We start from the raw sequence: 19,023 nt of genomic DNA, 5'->3' as shown, positions 1-19,023 counted from the left end.
AAACAGTATTTTTTTTGAAGCATCTTTAGCAAGTGCAGTTGATTTTGAGAGTGTTGGAATGTATCCAGATACTGGTATTATATTCAGATAATTAAATAATTCGAGGCTGACAGGCGTGATGACTTGCCAGTTGTCGTTGTGTAAGCAACAAGTGATTAAAGATAAAACATATATTAAGATGACAAAGCACTCAACTTTTATGTTTTGATTGAGGAAAAATCACTTGCACGGATAATTCGGAATCTCATGATGATGTCAAAACTATCGCAACTGCCTAACTTCGCGAGAAATATTCAGTACTGGGTCTCTTTGACACGAAATATTAAACTGTTTTACCTAAATGTCGTGTTGTTGCACTAACTATCTATGCTGTTCGACACTGGTAAGATCTGTTAATTTTGGAGGTCATTAATCATTTCCCATTTATATTTGTTGGATATTTCAAAGTCAAGCAAAATGTAGCTATTGGAGAACTTTTATGAAAGTCATCAAAAACTTTGTTTGGAATGCAGGATATCAGATATTTGTTCTGATTGTTCCTCTGGTAACGGTACCCTATATTAATCGTGTTTTAGGACCTACAGGAGTAGGAATAAATGCTTTTACTAATTCAGTTGTTCAATATTTTATTCTTTTTGGCAGTCTAGGCATTAACCTGTATGGTAATCGAGGAACTGCGTATAGAAGAGATGACAAGGTAGCTTTGACGAAGTATTTTTGGGAAGTATCGTTCCTTCGTTTTATTTCGGTGGGCATAGCCGTTGTTGCGTATCTGGCATTTACATTTTCTATGGACAGGTATCGAATATTTTATCTGGCGCAAGGATGTATGCTTGTAGGTGCTGCATTTGATATTTCTTGGTTCTTTCAAGGACTAGAAAACTTTCGTGTTACAGTGATTCGAAACGTTTTGGTTAGGATTGCCTCACTTATTTTAATCTTTTTGTTAGTGCATAAGGCCAATGACACCGCGCTCTATATTTTAATATTGTCAGGTTCACAATTACTGGGGAATTTGACTTTCTGGCCATCTTTACGTGACAATTTAACCCATTTTCCCAAATTTTCATCGTTAAAAGTTTGGCACCATATGAAGCCAGCTTTCTTTTTACTTATTCCGCAGCTGGCAATACAGATATATGTACAGTTAAACAAAACGATGCTCGGGCTTCTTCAAGGCGTCACTGCAACGGGCTTTTACGAAAATTCTGACAAAATTATTAAAATGTTGCTAGCCTTAGTGACCGCAACTGGCACAGTCCTTTTACCACATGTCGCCCATTATTTTGCTAGCGGCAACCATGAAGCGGTTAAGCGTTCATTAGCATCTTCAATGCATGTGATTTTAGTTTTAGCATTTCCTCTTGCTTTTGGAATAGCTGCTGTTTCGACGCCATTCACTTATTACTTTTTCAGTATCAAGTTCATGCCGGTGGCTCCGTTAATGGCAGTTGAGGCCATTGTTGTGATTCCAATTTCGATTGCAAGTGCTATTGGTGTACAATACTTGTTACCAACTGATCAAGTTAAACAATACACAGTTTCAGTTATCTTGGGTTCACTGGTTAATATCATTGTTAATGTGCCATTGATCCTTTGGTTGGGGACGATGGGTGCCGTGATAGGAACAATTCTTTCTGAATCCGTAGTAACCCTCTATCAGATTTACTCTATTAAAAATCAACTGTCCCTCGGTGAGCTATTCAGCGAGTCATGGAAGTATTGTTTGAGTGCATTAATCATGTTTGTTGTCATAAAGGGATGGCAGCTTACTTGGAAAATGAGCATGACTGCATTGATAGTAGAGGTTTTGCTCGGTATGGTCGTCTACTTTATTGTTTTGTTATTATTGCGTCCGCGTATTCTATTCGGCTATATAGCGCCGTATATAGATCACGTGCGCCACCGAACATAGATCAATTCTGGGAGTGAAAAAGTTCAATGTTGAAAATTGGATTAATTCTTAATTATCGCAACTATCAACAAACGATCCTTTGTTGTCACAATCTAATTGAGGCTGGTGTTGACCTAGTCACCATCGTTGACAATGATTCACCGAATGACTCCGTGCACCAGCTTCATGTTGCATTTGACCGGTATAAACAGGTGAGTATTTTTAGTACAAAGGCTAATTTGGGATACGCAGGTGGAAATAATGTTGGACTGCGAGCAATTGAAAGGAAGATTGGGTTAGCAGACGATCACATTCTAATCATTGTTAATCCTGATAGTTTGCTCAAATCAGAAAATATCGAACAGGTTACCAATTTCTGTTTAAGTCATGAGGATGCGGGAACAGTCACTGTTTTACAAAAAGGGAATCAGAAGACAGCTTGGCACAACATCACCAAGAAAAGAGCACTCTTGTATAATTCGAGAATTTTTTCCAAGATTGTTCGGTATTTCGGAAAAGAAGAAGCCGTTCCGTACCAAATAAACCACGAGGATGCGAAAAAAATTAAGGTAGATGTTAATTCTGGTGCTTTTTTTGCCATACGACAGACGGTTTTCTCAAAAGTCGGGTATTTCGATTCAGCAACCTTCCTCTATTACGAAGAACAAGCACTGACATTCAAGCTCCAAGCGCAAGGATATCAAAATTATTTGCTGCTGACTTCAAGCTATGTGCACCAGGGACAAGGGTCAACGCAATTAGCTTCTAGGAAAGTTCTGGGGTATTATCAACAGAGTAGACGATATCTTTTAATACAATACTTACACGCCGGAAAGTTTGCTCTTCGTTTTTATGACTGGACTATTAAGTTTGAAGACGTCTTGAGTGGTGACCGTTTTTTAGGTAAGAATTGAAAGGCTTTGCTGACACGCGTTCGGACGTAATACTATTTCACGGTACTGCTTGCCCAAACGTTAAAAATATTGTAATATGCAAAGGAACCAGCAGTATTTGGGGATTGCTTCTGCCGCATTTTGGCAATGTATTGGAGGGGTGAAATTGGAGACAACATCTAGTCGTAAACAAGCTAATGCCGAGCAGGTTGACCTTGGGGGCTTGACGCCGAGCTACATATTCTCAAAGCGTTGCTTTGATTTTTTGGCTAGTTTGATTGGGTTGATATTACTTAGCTGGGTTTTTCTGATTATTGGAATCCTAATTAAAGTTGATGATCCACACGGAAAGATTTTCTATTCACAGACTCGGCTTGGCAAAGGTGGCCGAGAATTTCAGATGTGGAAGTTTCGTTCGATGGTGAGCGGCGCTGACAAGATGGTTGATAAGCTGCTTCGGCATAATGATGTTCAAGGTGCCATGTTTAAGATTAAGAATGATCCTCGCATTACACGTATTGGTCGTGTTCTCCGGAAGTATAGTCTTGACGAGTTACCTCAGCTGTATAATGTTCTGGTTGGGGATATGAGTTTGGTTGGACCTCGACCGCCGCTACCTCGAGAGGTTATTAAGTATACTGATTACGATCTTCAACGACTTGCCGTTATTCCGGGCTGTACAGGTTTGTGGCAAATCTCGGGTCGAAATGAGCTTGGCTTTTCTGAGATGGTTGCGTTGGACATTCATTATATCAACAGTGCGTCTTTCTTTGGGGATCTCAAGATTCTTCTGAAAACGGTAATGGTTGTGATTCATCCAACTGGTGCCTATTGAGATTTTTATCGCAGTGTAAAAAGAGTGTCTGTCTGAAAATCAATTTGATTTTCGAACAGGCACTTGTTTTTTGAAATATTTTATTTCATTCTTTGTCGATAGTTGGCTTATATTATTAGTTCTGGGTTTCTTATACATAAGTTTTGATTTTAGACTTGTTTATTGTTTGACTAGTTTACTTGAGGAGGATTATTTTCATGAAGGGTATTGTATTAGCCGGTGGATCAGGTACGCGCTTGTATCCGATAACGGAGTCTATATCGAAACAACTCGTTCCGGTTTATGACAAGCCAATGATCTACTATCCCTTATCAACCATGATGCTAGCGGGCATCCGGGATATCTTGGTCATTTCGACGCCAAGAGATATTGACCGTTTTCAAGATCTGTTGAAAGACGGCTCACAACTGGGGCTTAACATTACTTATAAGGTACAAGACAAGCCAAACGGTCTTGCGGAGGCCTTCATAGTTGGCGCGGACTTTATTGGCGATGATTCTGTGTGCCTGATTCTTGGCGACAATATCTTTTACGGTAGTGGGTTGTCCAAGTTGGTTCAGCGCTCAGCGGCGAAGACCTCGAGGGCAACCGTCTTCGGCTATCAAGTCAACGATCCGGAACGATTTGGGGTCGTTTCGTTTGACGACGAACATCACGTGAAGTCGATTGTTGAAAAGCCGGAACATCCAGCCAGCAATTTTGCCGTGACTGGCATGTATTTTTATGACAATCAGGTTGTCGACATTGCCAAAAATATGAAGCCGTCACCGCGAGGCGAGTTGGAGATCACCGATGTGAATAAAGCCTATCTGGAACGTGGCCAGCTAGATGTTGAATTACTTGGTCGCGGCTATGCTTGGCTTGATACCGGCACACATGAGTCGCTTCATGAAGCAGCAGGTTTTATTGAAACGGTTCAAAAACGTCAAAATCTAAAAATTGCCTGTCTTGAAGAAGTTGCCTATCGGATGGGTTATATTAATCGCGATCAATTGCGCGAACTCGCACAGCCACTTAAAAAGAATGATTATGGTCAATATATCCTGCGCTTAGCAGATGAGAAAGCATAGGAGGCAGAACCTTGAGTTTAAAAGTTATTCCAACCAAATTACAAGATGTTAAATTAGTCGAAACAGATGTTTTTGGCGACAATCGCGGCTTCTTCACCGAGACCTACACGCGTGATAAGTTTGTTGCTGCAGGCATCACAAATGATTTTAACCAAGACAACCAGTCACTTTCAGCCGAAGCCGGCGTTTTACGCGGCATGCATTATCAAATGGCGCCTGATGCCCAGACCAAGCTGGTTCGGGTTGTAACTGGTGTGGTTGAAGATGTTTTGGTTGATATTCGTAAAGGCTCACCGACCTATGGCCAGTGGGAAGGGTACATTTTAAGCGAGTTCAATCATCGGCAACTCTTCGTGCCAAAGGGTTTTGCCCATGGGTTTATTACGTTGACGCCTAATGTCAATTTCTGCTACAAAGTTGAAGGCTTTTATGCCCCGCAATCTGATCGCGGGATCGCGTTTGATGATCCGGATATCGGGATTCAATGGCCAATGTCGACAGATCACTTAATTATGTCTGATAAAGACAAGAAGCATCCGCAACTCAAAGATGCTGAAAATAATTTTGTTTACGGGGAGATTTAATAATGAAACTTATGATTACTGGCGGTGCCGGCTTCATCGGCTCCAACTTTGTTCATTTTGTCTATCGTCACCATCCAGAGGTTCAGATGATTGTGCTTGATAAGCTGACTTATGCTGGCAACAAGGCTAACATTGCCGATTTGCTTGGCGACCGGGTACAGTTGGTGGTTGGCGATATTGCCGATAAAGAAGTGGTTGACAAATGGATGGCAAAAGTTGACACGGTGGTTAACTTTGCCGCTGAAAGCCACAACGACAATTCCTTGATTAATCCAGATCCATTCCTGCATAGTAATGTGATCGGTACTTACACCTTGCTTGAAGCGGCCAGAAAATATGATGTGCGATTCCATCACATCTCAACGGATGAAGTTTATGGTGACTTGCCGTTGCGTGAGGATTTGCCAGGACATGGCGAAGGCCCTGGCGAGAAATTCACAGTTAACAGCCGTTACAATCCTTCTAGCCCATACTCCTCAACGAAGGCTGCTAGTGACATGTTGGTACATGCGTGGGCACGCTCATTCGGTGTGCGGGCCACAATCTCAAATTGCTCAAACAACTATGGTCCCTACCAGCACATTGAAAAGTTCATTCCTCGGCAAATCACAAATATCCTGAGCGGGATCAAACCCAAGCTTTACGGTACCGGCAAGAATGTCCGTGATTGGGTTCACACTAATGATCATTCATCTGCCATTTGGGACATTTTGACCAAAGGTAAGATTGGTGAAACCTACCTCATTGGTGCCAACGGCGAAAAGGACAATAAGACCGTTCTTGAACTCATTTTGAAGTTGATGGACAAGCCAACCGATTATTACGATCAGGTAAAGGATCGTCCCGGTCATGATATGCGGTATGCTATTGATGCCTCCAAAACTCGTGAAGAACTCGGCTGGAAGCCGCAATACACCGATTTTGAAGAAGGTTTGGCCGATACCATCAAGTGGTACACCGAACACCGTGATTGGTGGCAAGCTGAGAAAGCTGCTGTTGAAGAAAAGTATCAGGAACACGGTCAATGATCCCTGCTAGATCAAGACTGATGATTATCTTTAATCGTTGCTTCGTTAGTTTGTAGATGTAAAGGGGAAGAGAAATGAAGATTTTGATTACCGGTGCACAAGGTCAACTCGGCACCGAATTACGACATTTGCTTGATTCACGCGATATTGCCTATCGCGGGACAGATGCCCATGACTTGGATATCACTGATGAAAAGGCGGTTGATCACTATTTCAAGGATTGTCAGCCTGATCTGATTTACCACTGTGCTGCTTATACAGCCGTGGACAAGGCTGAAGATGAAGGCAAGGCGTTGAATCAGAAGGTCAACGTTGACGGCACCCGTATTTTGGCTAAGGCAGCAGCGGCCATTGACGCCACTTTAGTTTATATCAGCACGGATTATGTTTTTGATGGCGACAAAAAAGATATTTACACTGTTGATGATCAGCCGGCACCGCGTAATGAGTACGGTCGGGCCAAGTATGAAGGCGAACAGCAGGTTCAGAAATACCTCAAGAAGTATTATATTATCCGCACTTCATGGGTGTTTGGCGAATATGGTCACAACTTTGTTTATACCATGCTGGATCTCGCTAAGACGCATAAGGAGCTGACGGTTGTCGATGATCAATATGGTCGACCATCATGGACCAAAAATCTAGCCGAATTCATGACCTTCGCAGTGGATCAAAAGTTGGCCTATGGGATTTATCATTTATCCAATGACAACAGCTGTAACTGGTATGAATTTGCGAGTGCGATTCTTGCCGACAAAGACGTGACGGTGAAGCCCGTCTCCTCTGCAGAGTACCCGCAAAAGGCTTGGCGCCCGCGGCATTCAATCTTGGATCTAAGCAAGACCAAAGCGACAGGCTTCAAGATTGAGACTTGGCAGGATGCTTTGAAGGAATTTTTGCAGATAATCGAAAAATAAATTTCTAAATCGTCTAATGTAGATTTAAAAAGAGCTGCCCACCAATGTTGACAAATCAACATTGGTGGGCAGCTCTTGGTTTTGACTATTTTGCATCAATTGCGCTTTGAATCACATTATGCACGCGCGTAATTTCCGAGTCGGACATGACTTCATAAGCCTGACCATCAATGTTCTGACCCGTACCATGCAACTGATCGCTCTTAATCGTATTACCAGCATCACGGTAGTCAGTTGCTAAGTTCTTAACGGAACCCAAAGATACGTCTGTTCGAACGTTCTTACCAACTGCATCTAAGAATTTCTGACTCATGACGGTTGTTGGGTTGGACTTAACTTTACCGATAACCGCGGTAAGAATTTGCTGTTGACGCATCTGACGGCCGTAGTCACCTTGCGGATCATCATAACGCATCCGAGAAAACTTCAGTGCATCACTACCTGAGAGGTCATAGGATTGACCTTTAACGAATGACTTGCCTTCATAATCGAAGCTAAGCGGAGATGTCACTGTGACGCCGCCAACGGCATCAACGAGCTGTTCAAGCCCTTTCATGTTCACGAGCAGATAACCGTCTAATTTAATGTTTAGAAGCTTCTCAACCGCAGCCATGGCTGTATCGGAAGAGCCATAAGAGTAGGCTGCGTTAATTTTAATCGTGACATCGTCAAAATTGACTTTAGTGTCACGTGGTACGGAGACCATCGTCGTTGTTTTTGATTTAGGATTGACAACAACGACAATCATGGTGTCTGTTCGACCTTTATATGATCTTCCTAGTTCCCCGGTATCTGTACCGAGTAACAAGTAAGCAACAGGTTTTTTGCTAGCTGTTTTATCATCCGACGACTTATTCGTCTTCTTATTATAAGAATAAATCTGGGACGTGGAATTATGTACCATGTAATACACGAAACCGCCAAACCCAAGAGCGGCAACGAGTAGCACGAGTAAAACGCGTACTAGAATCTTTTTCATTTCTAAACCTCATTTCCTCCATAATGTCTCAATATTCAAATATTATACCGCAAAGTTTAGAATCTCGCGCGGTTGATGGGGCTTTATTGCAAATCGTTAACAAACTGTTACAAAAAACGATTTGACCTTGTCAGCGCTTCATTAGATACTAGTACATATTGGAAGGGGAACTGAAAGATGATTGATGTACACTGTCATATGCTACCGGGCATTGACGATGGGTCGAAAGACTTGATGACTTCATTAGATTTAGCACAAGCGGCGGTTGCGGACGGGATCACGCATGCGTTGATGACCCCGCACCACATGAATGGACGGTATACGAATCACGCTGCGGATGTGATTCGTATGACAGACGAGTTTCAAGGAGAGTTGGATCGCAACAACATTCCGTTGACGATTTATCCATGCCAAGAGGTTCGGATTAATGGCCAGTTGTTGGACGCGATTGATCATGGGGATATTTTGACTTGCGACGCGTCGGGTCATTATGTGTTGATCGAATTTCCGTCTGATGATGTGCCGCTGTATACCCAGAACATGTTGTTTGAGGTGATGCAGCGTGGGATGATTCCTGTGATTGTCCATCCTGAGCGCAATACTCGTTTGATGAAGCATCCGGGGTTGCTTTACCAGATGATTGAACGCGGTGCGTTTGCCCAAGTGACGGCCAGCAGTTATGTTGGCACGTTTGGCAAAAAGGTGCAGCAATTTTCTGAAGACATCATTGATGCAGGGTTGGCACATGTTTTTGCGTCCGACGCCCATCATTTGCCGGGCCGGAGCTACGAAATGAGTGATGCCTTCAAGCGGTTAACTCGCAAGCGTGGTGAGAAGAAGGCACACATTTTTGAAGAGAATGCCCGAGCACTTGTTAACGGGGATCCGTTGGTGCGTTTTAATGAGCATAAAGTTGAAAAGCGGCTTTTGTCACGGTATTAGACGGTCTGTTTGTTTGCCTATGAAAATAGTTTTGAAAAATTTTAGCACTCTCCTTGCATGAGTGCTAAAATCATGCTATACTACTTTATGTAAACAAGAAAAAGGCGCAACGGCAAACGTGCCAACAAGTGAGTAAGTTCGACATAAAAGTACTGCCAGTGCGCCTGGGAGTACTTTTTGCTATGCAGCAGAGCGCGAGCGAGCGCGTTTTAGAAAGTTGCACAGCACTTTCTCAGCATCCACGCCTTTTCCGAGCACTTTCCCAACAAGGAGGAATGAAGTTATGGCAAACTTTAACGATCCGTTTTTCAATCATGATATGGATGATGTTTTTAATCAAATGTTACAAGGCATGGGCAAAGGTGAATCTGCCCGTTATGTGGTAAATGGTCACGAAATGACGCCAGATGAATTCGCACAGTATCGGGCAACTGGGCAGTTGCCGAAGCAAGGTGACGAAATTCCAGTTGAAACGACTGGTGAACAAGCGGTTAAAAAAGGTGGCATTCTTGAAAAGCTTGGGCGTAATTTAACGCAGGAAGCTAAAGATGGTTTGCTTGATCCTGTGATCGGTCGTGAGCATGAAATTCAAGAAACAGCAGAAATTTTGAGTCGTCGGACGAAGAATAACCCGATTTTGGTCGGGGATGCCGGTGTCGGCAAGACGGCGGTTGTTGAAGGTTTGGCGCAGGCGATTGTCAAAGGCAATGTACCCGAGTCGATCAAGGACAAGCAGATTTGGTCAATTGATTTGTCGAACCTTGAAGCTGGCACGCAGTATCGTGGCAGTTTTGAAGAGAAGATTCAGAATCTGATCAAAGAAGTCAAAGCGGCAGGCAACGTGATTCTGTTCTTTGATGAAATCCATCAAATTCTTGGTGCCGGTGCGACTGGCGGCGAAGAGTCTGGCGGCAAAGGGTTGGCCGATATCATTAAGCCGGCGCTATCTCGCGGTGAGATTACCGTGATTGGCGCAACGACGCAAGATGAGTATCGCAACACGATCATGAAGGACAGCGCGTTGGCACGGCGGTTCAACGATGTCACCATTAATGAACCGACTGCGGCTGATACCGTTAAGATTTTGGAAGGCATCAAGAAGCTTTATGAACAGCATCATCACGTTCAATTGCCAGAAAATGTTTTGAAGGCTGCGGTTGATTACAGTATCCAATATATACCACAGCGGTCATTGCCGGATAAAGCCATTGATTTGATTGACATGACGGCGGCGCATTTGGCAAGCAAGCATCCGATTGTTGATAAGGTTGAACTCGAGAAACAGATTAAGGATCTGAACACACAAAAGGATGCTGCAGCCAAGGCGGAGGACTTCGAAAAAGCCGCTAACCTTAAGAAGACGATTGCCGACAAGCAACATCAGCTTGATGGTACGAAAGACGAGAAGCCTGTCGTTGCAACGCCTAATGATGTAGCGGCTGCGGTTGAACGCTTGACAGGTGTGCCAGTTTCCAAACTTGGCGCTTCCGATATTGAACGTCTGAAGGGTATTGGTAAGCGTCTGAAGGGCAAGGTCATTGGTCAGGATGAAGCCGTTGAGATGGTCGCTCGCGCCATTCGCCGCAACCGAGCCGGTTTTGATGAAGGCAATCGGCCAATTGGCAGTTTCCTCTTTGTCGGGCCTACCGGTGTCGGCAAGACTGAATTGGCTAAGCAATTGGCGTTAGATCTTTTTGGCAGCAAGGATGCGATCATTCGCTTGGATATGTCTGAATACAGTGATCGCACGGCAGTTTCCAAGTTGATCGGTACCAGTGCCGGGTATGTTGGCTATAACGACAACAACAACACCTTGACCGAACAAGTACGTCGCAATCCGTATTCGATTGTTTTACTTGATGAAATCGAAAAGGCTGATCCGCAAGTTTTGACTCTGTTACTTCAGGTGCTGGACGACGGTCGGTTGACGGATGGCCAAGGTAACGTGGTTGACTTTAAGAACACAGTGATCATCGCGACTTCCAATGCTGGCTTTGGCAACGAGACGCTGACTGGCAAGAAGGAGCAAGACGAGGATCTGATGAAGCGGTTGGCACCTTACTTCCGTCCTGAATTCCTGAACCGGTTTAACGGGATCGTTGAGTTTAGTCATCTGACCAAGAAAGATTTAGGTAAGATTGTTGACTTGATGCTTGATGACGTTAACGCCACCTTGACCAAGAAGGGGATTACGTTAACTGTCACCGCAGCAGCTAAAGATTGGTTGATTGAACAAGGTTATGATGAAGCAATGGGAGCACGGCCATTACGGCGTGTGATCGAACGCAACATTCGTGATAAGGTGACTGACTTCTATTTGGATCATTTAAAGGCTAAGAAGTTGCAAGCTGATCTGGTTGATGATGCAATTGTGATTAGTGAGAAGCAACCGACAGCTGGTAAATCAAAGAAAGTAGCCGATGGTGCGAAGTAATGTTCGCGTCTGCCGTCAAGTGCACATGCACTTGGCGGTTTTTTTGGTCTACAATAAGTCGTATAATAAAATTTAAAATAAATTGTGCACAGCTTTTCTTGTGAATTTTGGCAGTCGATGATTTTGAATCAATTCGAAATGCCATGAGCCTCTAAGGAATTTGCTGTTTTCCTGTCATCGATTTTATTTAATTGTTAGTATTTGAAATTAAATTTTCGAAAAAATGTTATTGAAAGCGATATAAGCTTGTGCTAAGTTTGTTGTGTACTAACCGCTGATGCAAAAATAATGTATCAAGGATTGTGCTAGTAATTCACAAGAAATCATGACGATTTTTATGTTCGTGCAATTGTTATTTATGGGCTTTACTACTTTTATTCAGGAGGGACTTCTCATTTTGAAAGATGATTTAGATGGCTTTTCAATGATTAGCTGTCACTGATGGCTATGAGCGAAATTATGAGTACCATTATTGTGAAAATCATCTGACTATGGTAAGTTATTATAAAGAGAATAAAAACGTGTCGTGAGTAAATCTTTTTGACTTGTGAATGTGATTGGCATCTAATGTGTGGGTGGTATTGGCAAAGAAACAATAATAAATAATTGTTGTTTCGTTGAGAGGTGATTGGATGATCAAGTTGTATACATCGGGCTCGTCAAAATCGAGTCGTGAAGCTAGAGCTTGGCTTGAAGCGAACGGATTACCGTTTCAAGAGATTTCGCTTTCAAAGCAAGGTATTAGCAAGCCGCAGATTTTGGAATTGCTCGCTCGTTCGGAAGATGGCATTGATAGTTTAGTTTCCCGTCGTTCAAAGGCGTTTCAGGCCCTTGATATTGACTTTGATGCGTTGTCGTTGAAGGAAGCGGTCGCCCTTTTGTCCGAGCATCCAGCGATTTTGCGCCGGCCGATCATTGTGGACGATCGTCGTCTGTTATTTGGGTTTAATCAGGACTCGGTGCGGGTATTTTTACCACGCGAAGTTCGGCGCCAGAAGTTGTGGGCGGCGTTGCTCAGTACCTCAAGTGTTTAAAAACGCGCACAGTTAAGTTAGTTTTGCTAGTTGTTTCAATGAAAGCCGTCTATGGTTAGACGGTTTTTTTGTGCTTTTTGATGCGATTGGTGATTAGCGTATGGTGGCCCCAGTTATGGGTGAGGAGACCTTGGTGCGTATGCTTTAGGTGTTACCGAATTGGTTTTGATGAGCAATTGACAATCGCAGGATGATGGTGGAGCGAGAACTGGTCGCTGTTTACTGTTGGACATTCATCATTGACTATTAGCTAAGGATCATTTGGACGTTTTTTGTATGAATGTTAGGACATGATAGTGACGACAGAGCTGAATCAGAGGTCATTTTTCAAGCGGAAATGGTGAAATTGGCTGAAACCGTATACAATCTAGAGGATTATGCTATGATATTGCCATGAGCCAAAATTGGTATATGTGAAAGGAAGCTGTTTCATGGACTTGTACAGTGAACTGACGGCGAAGTATCAAACGGTGCCAGCGATTGCGACTGAAATCATTAATCTGGAAGCCATTTTGAATTTGCCTAAGCCGACGGAAGCGTTTATGAGCGATATCCACGGGGAGTATAACGCTTTTCAGCATGTTTTGCGGAACGGCAGCGGGAATGTGAAAAGCAAAATTCGTTCCTGTTTTCGCGATGAAATGACGGAGGCGACCCTGCAGCGCTTCGCTTTTTTGGTGTACTATCCGTCTGAGCGAATGGCGGCAATTCATCGGGAGATGGCGGGGGATGACTTGCAACAGTGGTATTTGACGACTTTTCGCCGGTTGATTCGCTTGCTGGCGTTCACCGCGACCAAATACACGCGTTCGAAAGTTCGCAAGGCGATGGCACCGGAGTTTGTCTACATCACCGAAGAGTTGCTGTACAATGATGCCGATACGCCTGACAAGCTGGCTTATTATTGGCAAATCATTCGTAATTTAATCGTTCTTGAACAGGCCGATCAGTGGATTGCGGCAACATGTCAAACGATTCAACGTTTAACGGTAGATCACTTTCACGTGGTAGGCGATATCTATGATCGAGGACCGGCGCCGGATCAGGTGGTTGAAAGCTTGATTAGACGTGATCGGCGTCATTCAGTGGATATTCAATGGGGCAACCATGATATTCTTTGGATCGGCGGCGCCGCGGGCTCGGCTTTGTGCATTGCCAATTTGGTGCGGATTTCCGCGCGGTATAACAATTTAAGTATTCTCGAAGATGTTTATGGGATTAATTTGCGGCATTTGGCCCGATTAGCGGAACAATACTATCAAGATAATCCCGCCTTTTCACCAAAAATGGAGCGATCAGATCGACCAATTACTGAGGCGGAGCGACTTCAAATTACCCAGATTCATCAGGCGATTGCGATGATTCAATTTAAGTTGGAAGGACCAGTGATTAAACGTCGGCCTGAATTTGACATGGATCATCGGCTAGTGCTGGAGAAACTGGCGCCTGATTTCTCAACCATCAAGTTGAATGGTGGTACTTATACGATTGAAAACGGCTGTTTTGCGACGGTTGATCCAGCTGATCCTTACAAGTTGTTGCCAGAGGAGCAAGAGGTCATTGACTCGCTGGTTGAGTCCTTTACGCACTCTGAAAAGTTGCATCGCCACATGGATTTTTTACTTGATCACGGCAGTATGTATTTACGGTACAACCGGAATTTGTTGCTGCACGGGTGTGTGCCGGTGGACGAGGATGGCAATTTTATTGGCTTGACCATTAAAGGGACGACTTATACTGGCCGTCAACTATTTGACATGCTGGAAGCAAATCTTCGGTTGGCATACAGTCAACCAACGGAGAATGCTGACTTAGCAACCGATCTGATGTGGTATCTCTGGACCGGTCCAAATTCACCGCTTTTTGGCAAGCACGACATGACGACCTTTGAACGCTATTTCATTAGCGATCCGAAAGCCCATGTCGAAGGCCCATGTCGAAGGCCGTAATCCGTATTATCACTTGCGTAAGGACCCGGAATTTATCAAAAAAATCTTGGCGGAATTTGTCCTCGATCCTGAAGTCGGCCATGTCATTAATGGGCATACGCCAGTCAAAAAAGGCACCGATCCCATTATGGCAAACAACAAAATGATCGTCATCGACGGCGGCTTTTCTAAACCGTATCAAAAAACCACCGGGATCGGCGGCTACACGCTTTTGGATAATTCCTATGGTATGCAACTAGTGACGCACCAACCATTCACCACAAAAGCCGACGCCATCGCCAACCTCACCGATATCATTTCAACCCGCCGCGTCGTCGAAACCGAAGCCCGCCGCCGAACAGTGGCGGAAACCGACATCGGCACTGAGCTACAGGATGAGGTTGAGGTATTGAAGCGGCGCTTGGGTGAATTGCGGGAAGAGGACTAGAAAGCGTGGGTATTGTCTAGGTGTGGTTCCCTAATTTTTAAATTGGCGGTTATATCTTGGGTTGGCTGTCTTAAGCAGGTGTTATTTCGCATCATTTCATTAACAGTGCGAGCGTCAACTTTTCTCGAATTCTAGAATAGAATGATGAGGGCTGGCGGAGCGGCGATGGGCTCAGCACTGAAATTGGTCTTGGTGGCGTGGTTTTCTCCGCCCAGACCAAGGCCGAGCTTCAAGACCGCGGGGGCTTTGCGGGCTTGAAGTCGTGCCCAGTGCGCTAGCTTCGCGGTCGCCACCCCGAATCGCCGCGTAGCCAGCCCGGGCTTTCGGAAATTTCCTAACAGAAATAGAACATAAAAAAACCAAACCACACGCCAAATAACGCCTGTTTGTCACACCACCACTTTTCCAGTATAGTTATTACTACGATAAGAGTCGGTTTAAACATGATTAACAGAAAGGGTGGCTTGATGCAGAAAACGATGCGTCATCCGATATTCAAATGGTTTTGGATCGTGGCAGCGTTGGAGCTGATCGCGATCAGTATTAACATGTTCTATGCACCTCACGCTGTCGCAGCTGGCGGCGCAACCGGAATTGCCATTTTGGTTCAAGAAGTTGCCGGCATTCAAGTCGGTATCACCACCATGGGCGTCAACTTGCTCATGCTGCTTTTAGCTTGGTTCTTCTTGGATCGCAGCACCTTAAAACGCATTTTATTCGGCAGCTTCATGTTGCCATTGCTGCTATGGCTGACGCCAGAAATCAACCTGGTCACAGATCGGTTGCTGGCGATCATCGTCGGCAGTGTTGTGTTTGCCTTTGGTGTTGGGTTCCTGTACCAAATGGATGCCTCAAGCGGTGGGACCACGGTTCCACCGCTCATTTTCAAAAAATACTTTGGCTTGAAACCATCAGTCATGCTACTAGCCACTGATGTGATCGTGTCACTTTTTAACATCCCCGTATCCGGCGTCGAGGCCTTCATCTTGGCCGTGTTCGCTTTGGCGATTACCGGACTGGTCATGAATTATGTCGAAACCGGTTTTGACCGGAAAAAGGCAGTTTACATCATGAGTCCGCAATTGGCGACGATTAAACAGCAAGTCCGCGACGAAACGCCGCATGGCTTAACGGTGCAACGCGTCGTTGGCGGTTTCTCGGATGAGTCAAAGGAGATGTTGATGGTCGTGGTCGAACAAGCCAACTTCCGCCATCTGATTGACTTAGTCCACGCAATTGATCCCAATGCTTTCATCTTGACCATGGCAGCAACTGAGGTTCATGGCGGCAGTATTTAAGCTTCATCATGGTATTAAACTGCGACAGCGTTCCCGAAAAAATTCGGACGTTGTCGCAGTTTTTTGATAAGCGTGAGTCGCTTGGTTAGAAATCAGACGGTTAAATCTCAAAAGTCGGTTTGAATGCTAACGGTTTTAACCAACTTTTGAAAAGAATGTTTAGCAAATATGGCGTTAAACACTGATAAATGCATGAAATAAGGATTATTTAACTTAAAAATAACGTTAAGCACTTACAATCGGTAAGCATATATGTTTACCTACAAAACTAATGCGCCATAATGAAAAGCATGAGATGGCCATCTCGAAAAGAATATGTGGTAAGTCATTTTGCCGATATGGACTGGGGGAGTCTATATGTTACGCAGAAGTCTCATCACTTTCGCTCTTGTCGTGAGTGGGCTGCTTATCACCACTGCAGCAGGCACCACCATTCAGCGTCAAGACTTGGCCGGATCGCGCACAAGCACGAGGGAGAAAGTTAATACTGTAAGTAGTTCTAACGATTTGCTCGATGCCACTGCTGCCAAGGCACCTGCATCACAGGCTGCAGCACATCCGCAATGGAGCGTTCGCACTGTTTCAGTGACTAAACCAACGTCTGCTGCATCATCATCACAGACGGCGGCAAGTACATCCGTTGCTTCAAGCGCACCGGCTAGTCAACAAGCTGTTGCTACTTCTGATTCATCTGATTCAAATACAGGGGCTTCGACTTCTACTGCCGAAGTGACTGTATCGGCAGCACCGTCTGCAGCACAAACCGCGACTGCTGCCCAACCGGCGCAACAACAACCGGCGCAACAACAACCGGCTCAACAACCGGCAACTCAACCTGCTCAACAACCAGCACAACCGCAAGCACAGCAAGCACCTGCTTACGCGAGCCGCGTCCTAATGTTTGCAGGTGTGACAGTGCCTTATATCATTGGAAATGAAAGTATGACTGCAGCACCGGGCACTGGAGCTGCAACGTGGGGCGGTCAAGCAAATTATAGTAACAATAGCGGTCAAAACACGCATTTTATTGGCCACAATCCTGGTTCTTTTGCCGCGATGCTATCACTTGGCATTGGTTCGCCGATCACAGTGACCGACGCTGCTGGTAACCCGCGCACGTATCATGTTTATCAATTGGCGACAGTGAATCCAAATGCCGTCACTGCCAGTGGACAAGATTTATGGAACGCAATCACGGGTACTGGCGGCGGTCAGCGCATTACCTTACAAACTTGCGTAGGTAACTACTGGCGCTTGATTGCCTTTGCACGTTAAGGCTGTTGAGTGATCATCATTGTTTTTTGGCTTTCAATTTCAGGTTGTCAGGTTCCAGGCTTTTTCGTAAAGTTGCTTAGTAAGTTTTGAATTTATTGACTGTTATATTGTTGAATTAGGCAAAATGACTTTCCTCACAAAAAAGCAGCCGCCGGTAAAACGGGCAGCTGCTTTTTTTGTGGAAGCGTGAGCGGGCGTACGCGATTGCAGATGCGTTATAGCGCGTGCAAGTTCTCACAGTTTCCGAGTGATAAATGATTTTTAAATTAATTAAACGGAACGTCAACGACCCAGCCTTCAGGTGCCGGTACATCGCCAAACTGGATACCCGTCAGTTCATCATACAGTTTCTGTGTATATGGACCGACTTTGGTTTCCGAATAAAAGACATGTTCGTGGTCTTCGTAGGTGATGCTGGCAATCGGGGTGATGACCGCCGCAGTGCCACAGGCCCCGGCTTCACCAAATTGGTCCAAATCGGTAATCGCAATCTTAGTTTCTTCAGTGGTCATGCCAAACCGATCATGCGCCAGTGCCAAAATCGAATACTTGGTGATACTTGGCAGGATGGATGGTGACTTCGGTGTTTTCAAAGTTTTACCATCTTTGCTAATGCCGAAGAAGTTAGCTGACCCAACTTCTTCAATATATTTATGTTCAATTGGGTCCAGATAGATCGCATCGCCATAACCGTGCTCGTGGGCGAATTTGCCGGCTTGCAAGGATGCGGCGTAGTTCCCGCCGACTTTCGATTGGCCAGTGCCGTAATGCGCCGCTCGGTCGAATTGATCGGCAACGATGAACTTGGTTGGCACCATGCCGCCTTTGAAGTAGGGGCCGACTGGCATGGCGAAGACATCGAAAATGTATTCCTTAGCCGGAGCAACCCCGATATTGGGGCCGACACCAATCAAAATCGGGCGTAAGTATAAGGTAGCACCGGTGCCATATGGCGGTACGTATTCATGATTAGCGGCAACGACTTGCTTGACCGCATCAATAAAGCGATCTTCAGGAAATGGCGGCATCAGTAGTTTGTCAGCAGAGTTGTGCAGTCGATGGGCATTTTGGTCAGGCCGGAAAAGTTGGATTTTTCCTGATTTGGTCCGGTATGCCTTCATACCTTCAAAAGCGCCTTGACCATAATGCAAAATCGGGGAGCCTTCATTCATCGTCAGGTTGGGATCGGTGGACAGCTTACCTTCATCCCATGCCCCGTCTTTCCAGTGGGCAACATAACGGTATGGCAGTTGCATATAATCGAAGCCTAGATTGTTCCAATCAATATTGACACTCATGGCAGTACCTCCAGTATTTGTGTGCGTCTGACTGAAAACAGCCGGCTGAGGTTGATTTCAGAGTAACGTTGCGTGAACATTGCGGTTTCATTAAATAATATACCTATCATGTTAGAGTATTCTCACAAAGAACTCAACAGAAAAGATTGTAATCGCTGTTAATATC

Annotated in this window: 13 protein-coding genes and 2 pseudogenes; 13 read left to right on the top strand and 2 right to left on the bottom strand. The window is 44.7% G+C overall.

All coding sequences use genetic code 11. The annotated features are described in order from the left end of the window. The first annotated feature begins 478 nt into the window (after positions 1 to 478). The 7 genes from ACWPAB_RS08375 (at position 479) to rfbD (ending at position 7,221) form a co-directional block, all read left to right on the top strand. The gene (locus ACWPAB_RS08375) at positions 479 to 1,915 is read left to right on the top strand and encodes an oligosaccharide flippase family protein (RefSeq protein ID WP_016381881.1); all 1,437 of its coding nucleotides are present in this window, start codon (positions 479 to 481) and stop codon (positions 1,913 to 1,915) included. 26 nt (positions 1,916 to 1,941) lie between these two features. Then, complete coding sequence (locus ACWPAB_RS08370) at positions 1,942 to 2,808, top strand: glycosyltransferase (protein ID WP_016381882.1); 867 nt, start codon at positions 1,942 to 1,944, stop codon at positions 2,806 to 2,808. A gap of 145 nt (positions 2,809 to 2,953) precedes the next feature. Continuing rightward, positions 2,954 to 3,622 carry a sugar transferase gene (locus ACWPAB_RS08365; protein ID WP_016366548.1) on the top strand — a complete coding sequence of 223 codons (669 nt, stop codon included), beginning with the start codon at positions 2,954 to 2,956 and terminating at the stop codon, positions 3,620 to 3,622. 197 nt (positions 3,623 to 3,819) lie between these two features. Beyond that, positions 3,820 to 4,692, top strand: a complete 873-nt coding sequence (gene rfbA, locus ACWPAB_RS08360) for a glucose-1-phosphate thymidylyltransferase RfbA (RefSeq protein ID WP_016381883.1) — start codon at positions 3,820 to 3,822, stop codon at positions 4,690 to 4,692. Positions 4,693 to 4,703: 11 nt separating this feature from the next. Then, entirely contained in the window at positions 4,704 to 5,276 is a 573-nt protein-coding gene (gene rfbC, locus ACWPAB_RS08355; RefSeq protein WP_003575756.1) for a dTDP-4-dehydrorhamnose 3,5-epimerase, read from the top strand. A 2-nt stretch (positions 5,277 to 5,278) separates the two neighbouring features. Further along, on the top strand, positions 5,279 to 6,304 hold the full coding sequence (gene rfbB, locus ACWPAB_RS08350; protein WP_016381884.1) for a dTDP-glucose 4,6-dehydratase: 1,026 nt from the start codon (positions 5,279 to 5,281) through the stop codon (positions 6,302 to 6,304). Between the two features lie 74 nt (positions 6,305 to 6,378). Then, complete coding sequence (gene rfbD, locus ACWPAB_RS08345; RefSeq protein WP_016381885.1) at positions 6,379 to 7,221, top strand: dTDP-4-dehydrorhamnose reductase; 843 nt, start codon at positions 6,379 to 6,381, stop codon at positions 7,219 to 7,221. Positions 7,222 to 7,306: 85 nt separating this feature from the next. Here rfbD and ACWPAB_RS08340 read toward each other — a convergent pair whose 3' ends face one another. Next, positions 7,307 to 8,200 carry an LCP family protein gene (locus ACWPAB_RS08340; RefSeq protein ID WP_016381886.1) on the bottom strand — a complete coding sequence of 298 codons (894 nt, stop codon included), beginning with the start codon at positions 8,198 to 8,200 and terminating at the stop codon, positions 7,307 to 7,309. Positions 8,201 to 8,377: 177 nt separating this feature from the next. Here ACWPAB_RS08340 and ACWPAB_RS08335 point away from each other — a divergent pair, with 177 nt between their 5' ends. From ACWPAB_RS08335 to ACWPAB_RS08310, 6 genes and pseudogenes are all read left to right on the top strand, one after another. Beyond that, positions 8,378 to 9,142: a tyrosine-protein phosphatase gene (locus ACWPAB_RS08335; protein ID WP_003570845.1), complete on the top strand. Its 765-nt coding sequence runs from the start codon at positions 8,378 to 8,380 to the stop codon at positions 9,140 to 9,142. A 283-nt stretch (positions 9,143 to 9,425) separates the two neighbouring features. Next, positions 9,426 to 11,576: an AAA family ATPase gene (locus tag ACWPAB_RS08330; RefSeq protein WP_016381887.1), complete on the top strand. Its 2,151-nt coding sequence runs from the start codon at positions 9,426 to 9,428 to the stop codon at positions 11,574 to 11,576. Between the two features lie 632 nt (positions 11,577 to 12,208). Continuing rightward, positions 12,209 to 12,610 (top strand): Spx/MgsR family RNA polymerase-binding regulatory protein, encoded by a 402-nt coding sequence (locus ACWPAB_RS08325; RefSeq protein ID WP_003570841.1) that lies wholly within the window; start codon positions 12,209 to 12,211, stop codon positions 12,608 to 12,610. 431 nt (positions 12,611 to 13,041) lie between these two features. Beyond that, positions 13,042 to 14,986: pseudogene (locus ACWPAB_RS08320) on the top strand (fructose-1,6-bisphosphatase). Between the two features lie 467 nt (positions 14,987 to 15,453). Continuing rightward, entirely contained in the window at positions 15,454 to 16,284 is an 831-nt protein-coding gene (locus ACWPAB_RS08315; RefSeq protein ID WP_003580111.1) for a YitT family protein, read from the top strand. Positions 16,285 to 16,641: 357 nt separating this feature from the next. Beyond that, positions 16,642 to 17,559, top strand: coding sequence for a sortase domain-containing protein (locus tag ACWPAB_RS08310; protein ID WP_003580109.1), 918 nt, complete (start codon positions 16,642 to 16,644; stop codon positions 17,557 to 17,559). 266 nt (positions 17,560 to 17,825) lie between these two features. Here the strand turns inward: ACWPAB_RS08310 and ACWPAB_RS08305 are convergent. Then, a pseudogene (locus ACWPAB_RS08305) lies at positions 17,826 to 18,872 on the bottom strand (branched-chain amino acid aminotransferase); the annotation flags it as partial. Positions 18,873 to 19,023 lie beyond the last annotated feature (151 nt).

It is taken from the genome of Lacticaseibacillus sp. 30, from assembly GCF_053819265.1.
The sequence above is the reverse complement of the archived record's forward strand: the minus strand, read 5'-3'. Positions and strand labels throughout refer to the sequence as shown.

Excerpts from the sequence above, each read along its gene's own strand:
- ACWPAB_RS08330 (WP_016381887.1), top strand. The coding sequence starts at position 9,426 with ATGGCAAACTTTAACGATCCGTTTTTCAATCATGATATGGATGATGTT.
- rfbA (WP_016381883.1), top strand. The coding sequence starts at position 3,820 with ATGAAGGGTATTGTATTAGCCGGTGGATCAGGTACGCGCTTGTATCCG.
- ACWPAB_RS08310 (WP_003580109.1), top strand. The coding sequence starts at position 16,642 with ATGTTACGCAGAAGTCTCATCACTTTCGCTCTTGTCGTGAGTGGGCTG.
- ACWPAB_RS08340 (WP_016381886.1), bottom strand. The coding sequence starts at position 8,200 with ATGAAAAAGATTCTAGTACGCGTTTTACTCGTGCTACTCGTTGCCGCT.
- ACWPAB_RS08335 (WP_003570845.1), top strand. The coding sequence starts at position 8,378 with ATGATTGATGTACACTGTCATATGCTACCGGGCATTGACGATGGGTCG.
- rfbD (WP_016381885.1), top strand. The coding sequence starts at position 6,379 with ATGAAGATTTTGATTACCGGTGCACAAGGTCAACTCGGCACCGAATTA.
- ACWPAB_RS08370 (WP_016381882.1), top strand. The coding sequence starts at position 1,942 with ATGTTGAAAATTGGATTAATTCTTAATTATCGCAACTATCAACAAACG.
- ACWPAB_RS08315 (WP_003580111.1), top strand. The coding sequence starts at position 15,454 with ATGCAGAAAACGATGCGTCATCCGATATTCAAATGGTTTTGGATCGTG.
- ACWPAB_RS08325 (WP_003570841.1), top strand. The coding sequence starts at position 12,209 with ATGATCAAGTTGTATACATCGGGCTCGTCAAAATCGAGTCGTGAAGCT.
- rfbB (WP_016381884.1), top strand. The coding sequence starts at position 5,279 with ATGAAACTTATGATTACTGGCGGTGCCGGCTTCATCGGCTCCAACTTT.
- ACWPAB_RS08375 (WP_016381881.1), top strand. The coding sequence starts at position 479 with ATGAAAGTCATCAAAAACTTTGTTTGGAATGCAGGATATCAGATATTT.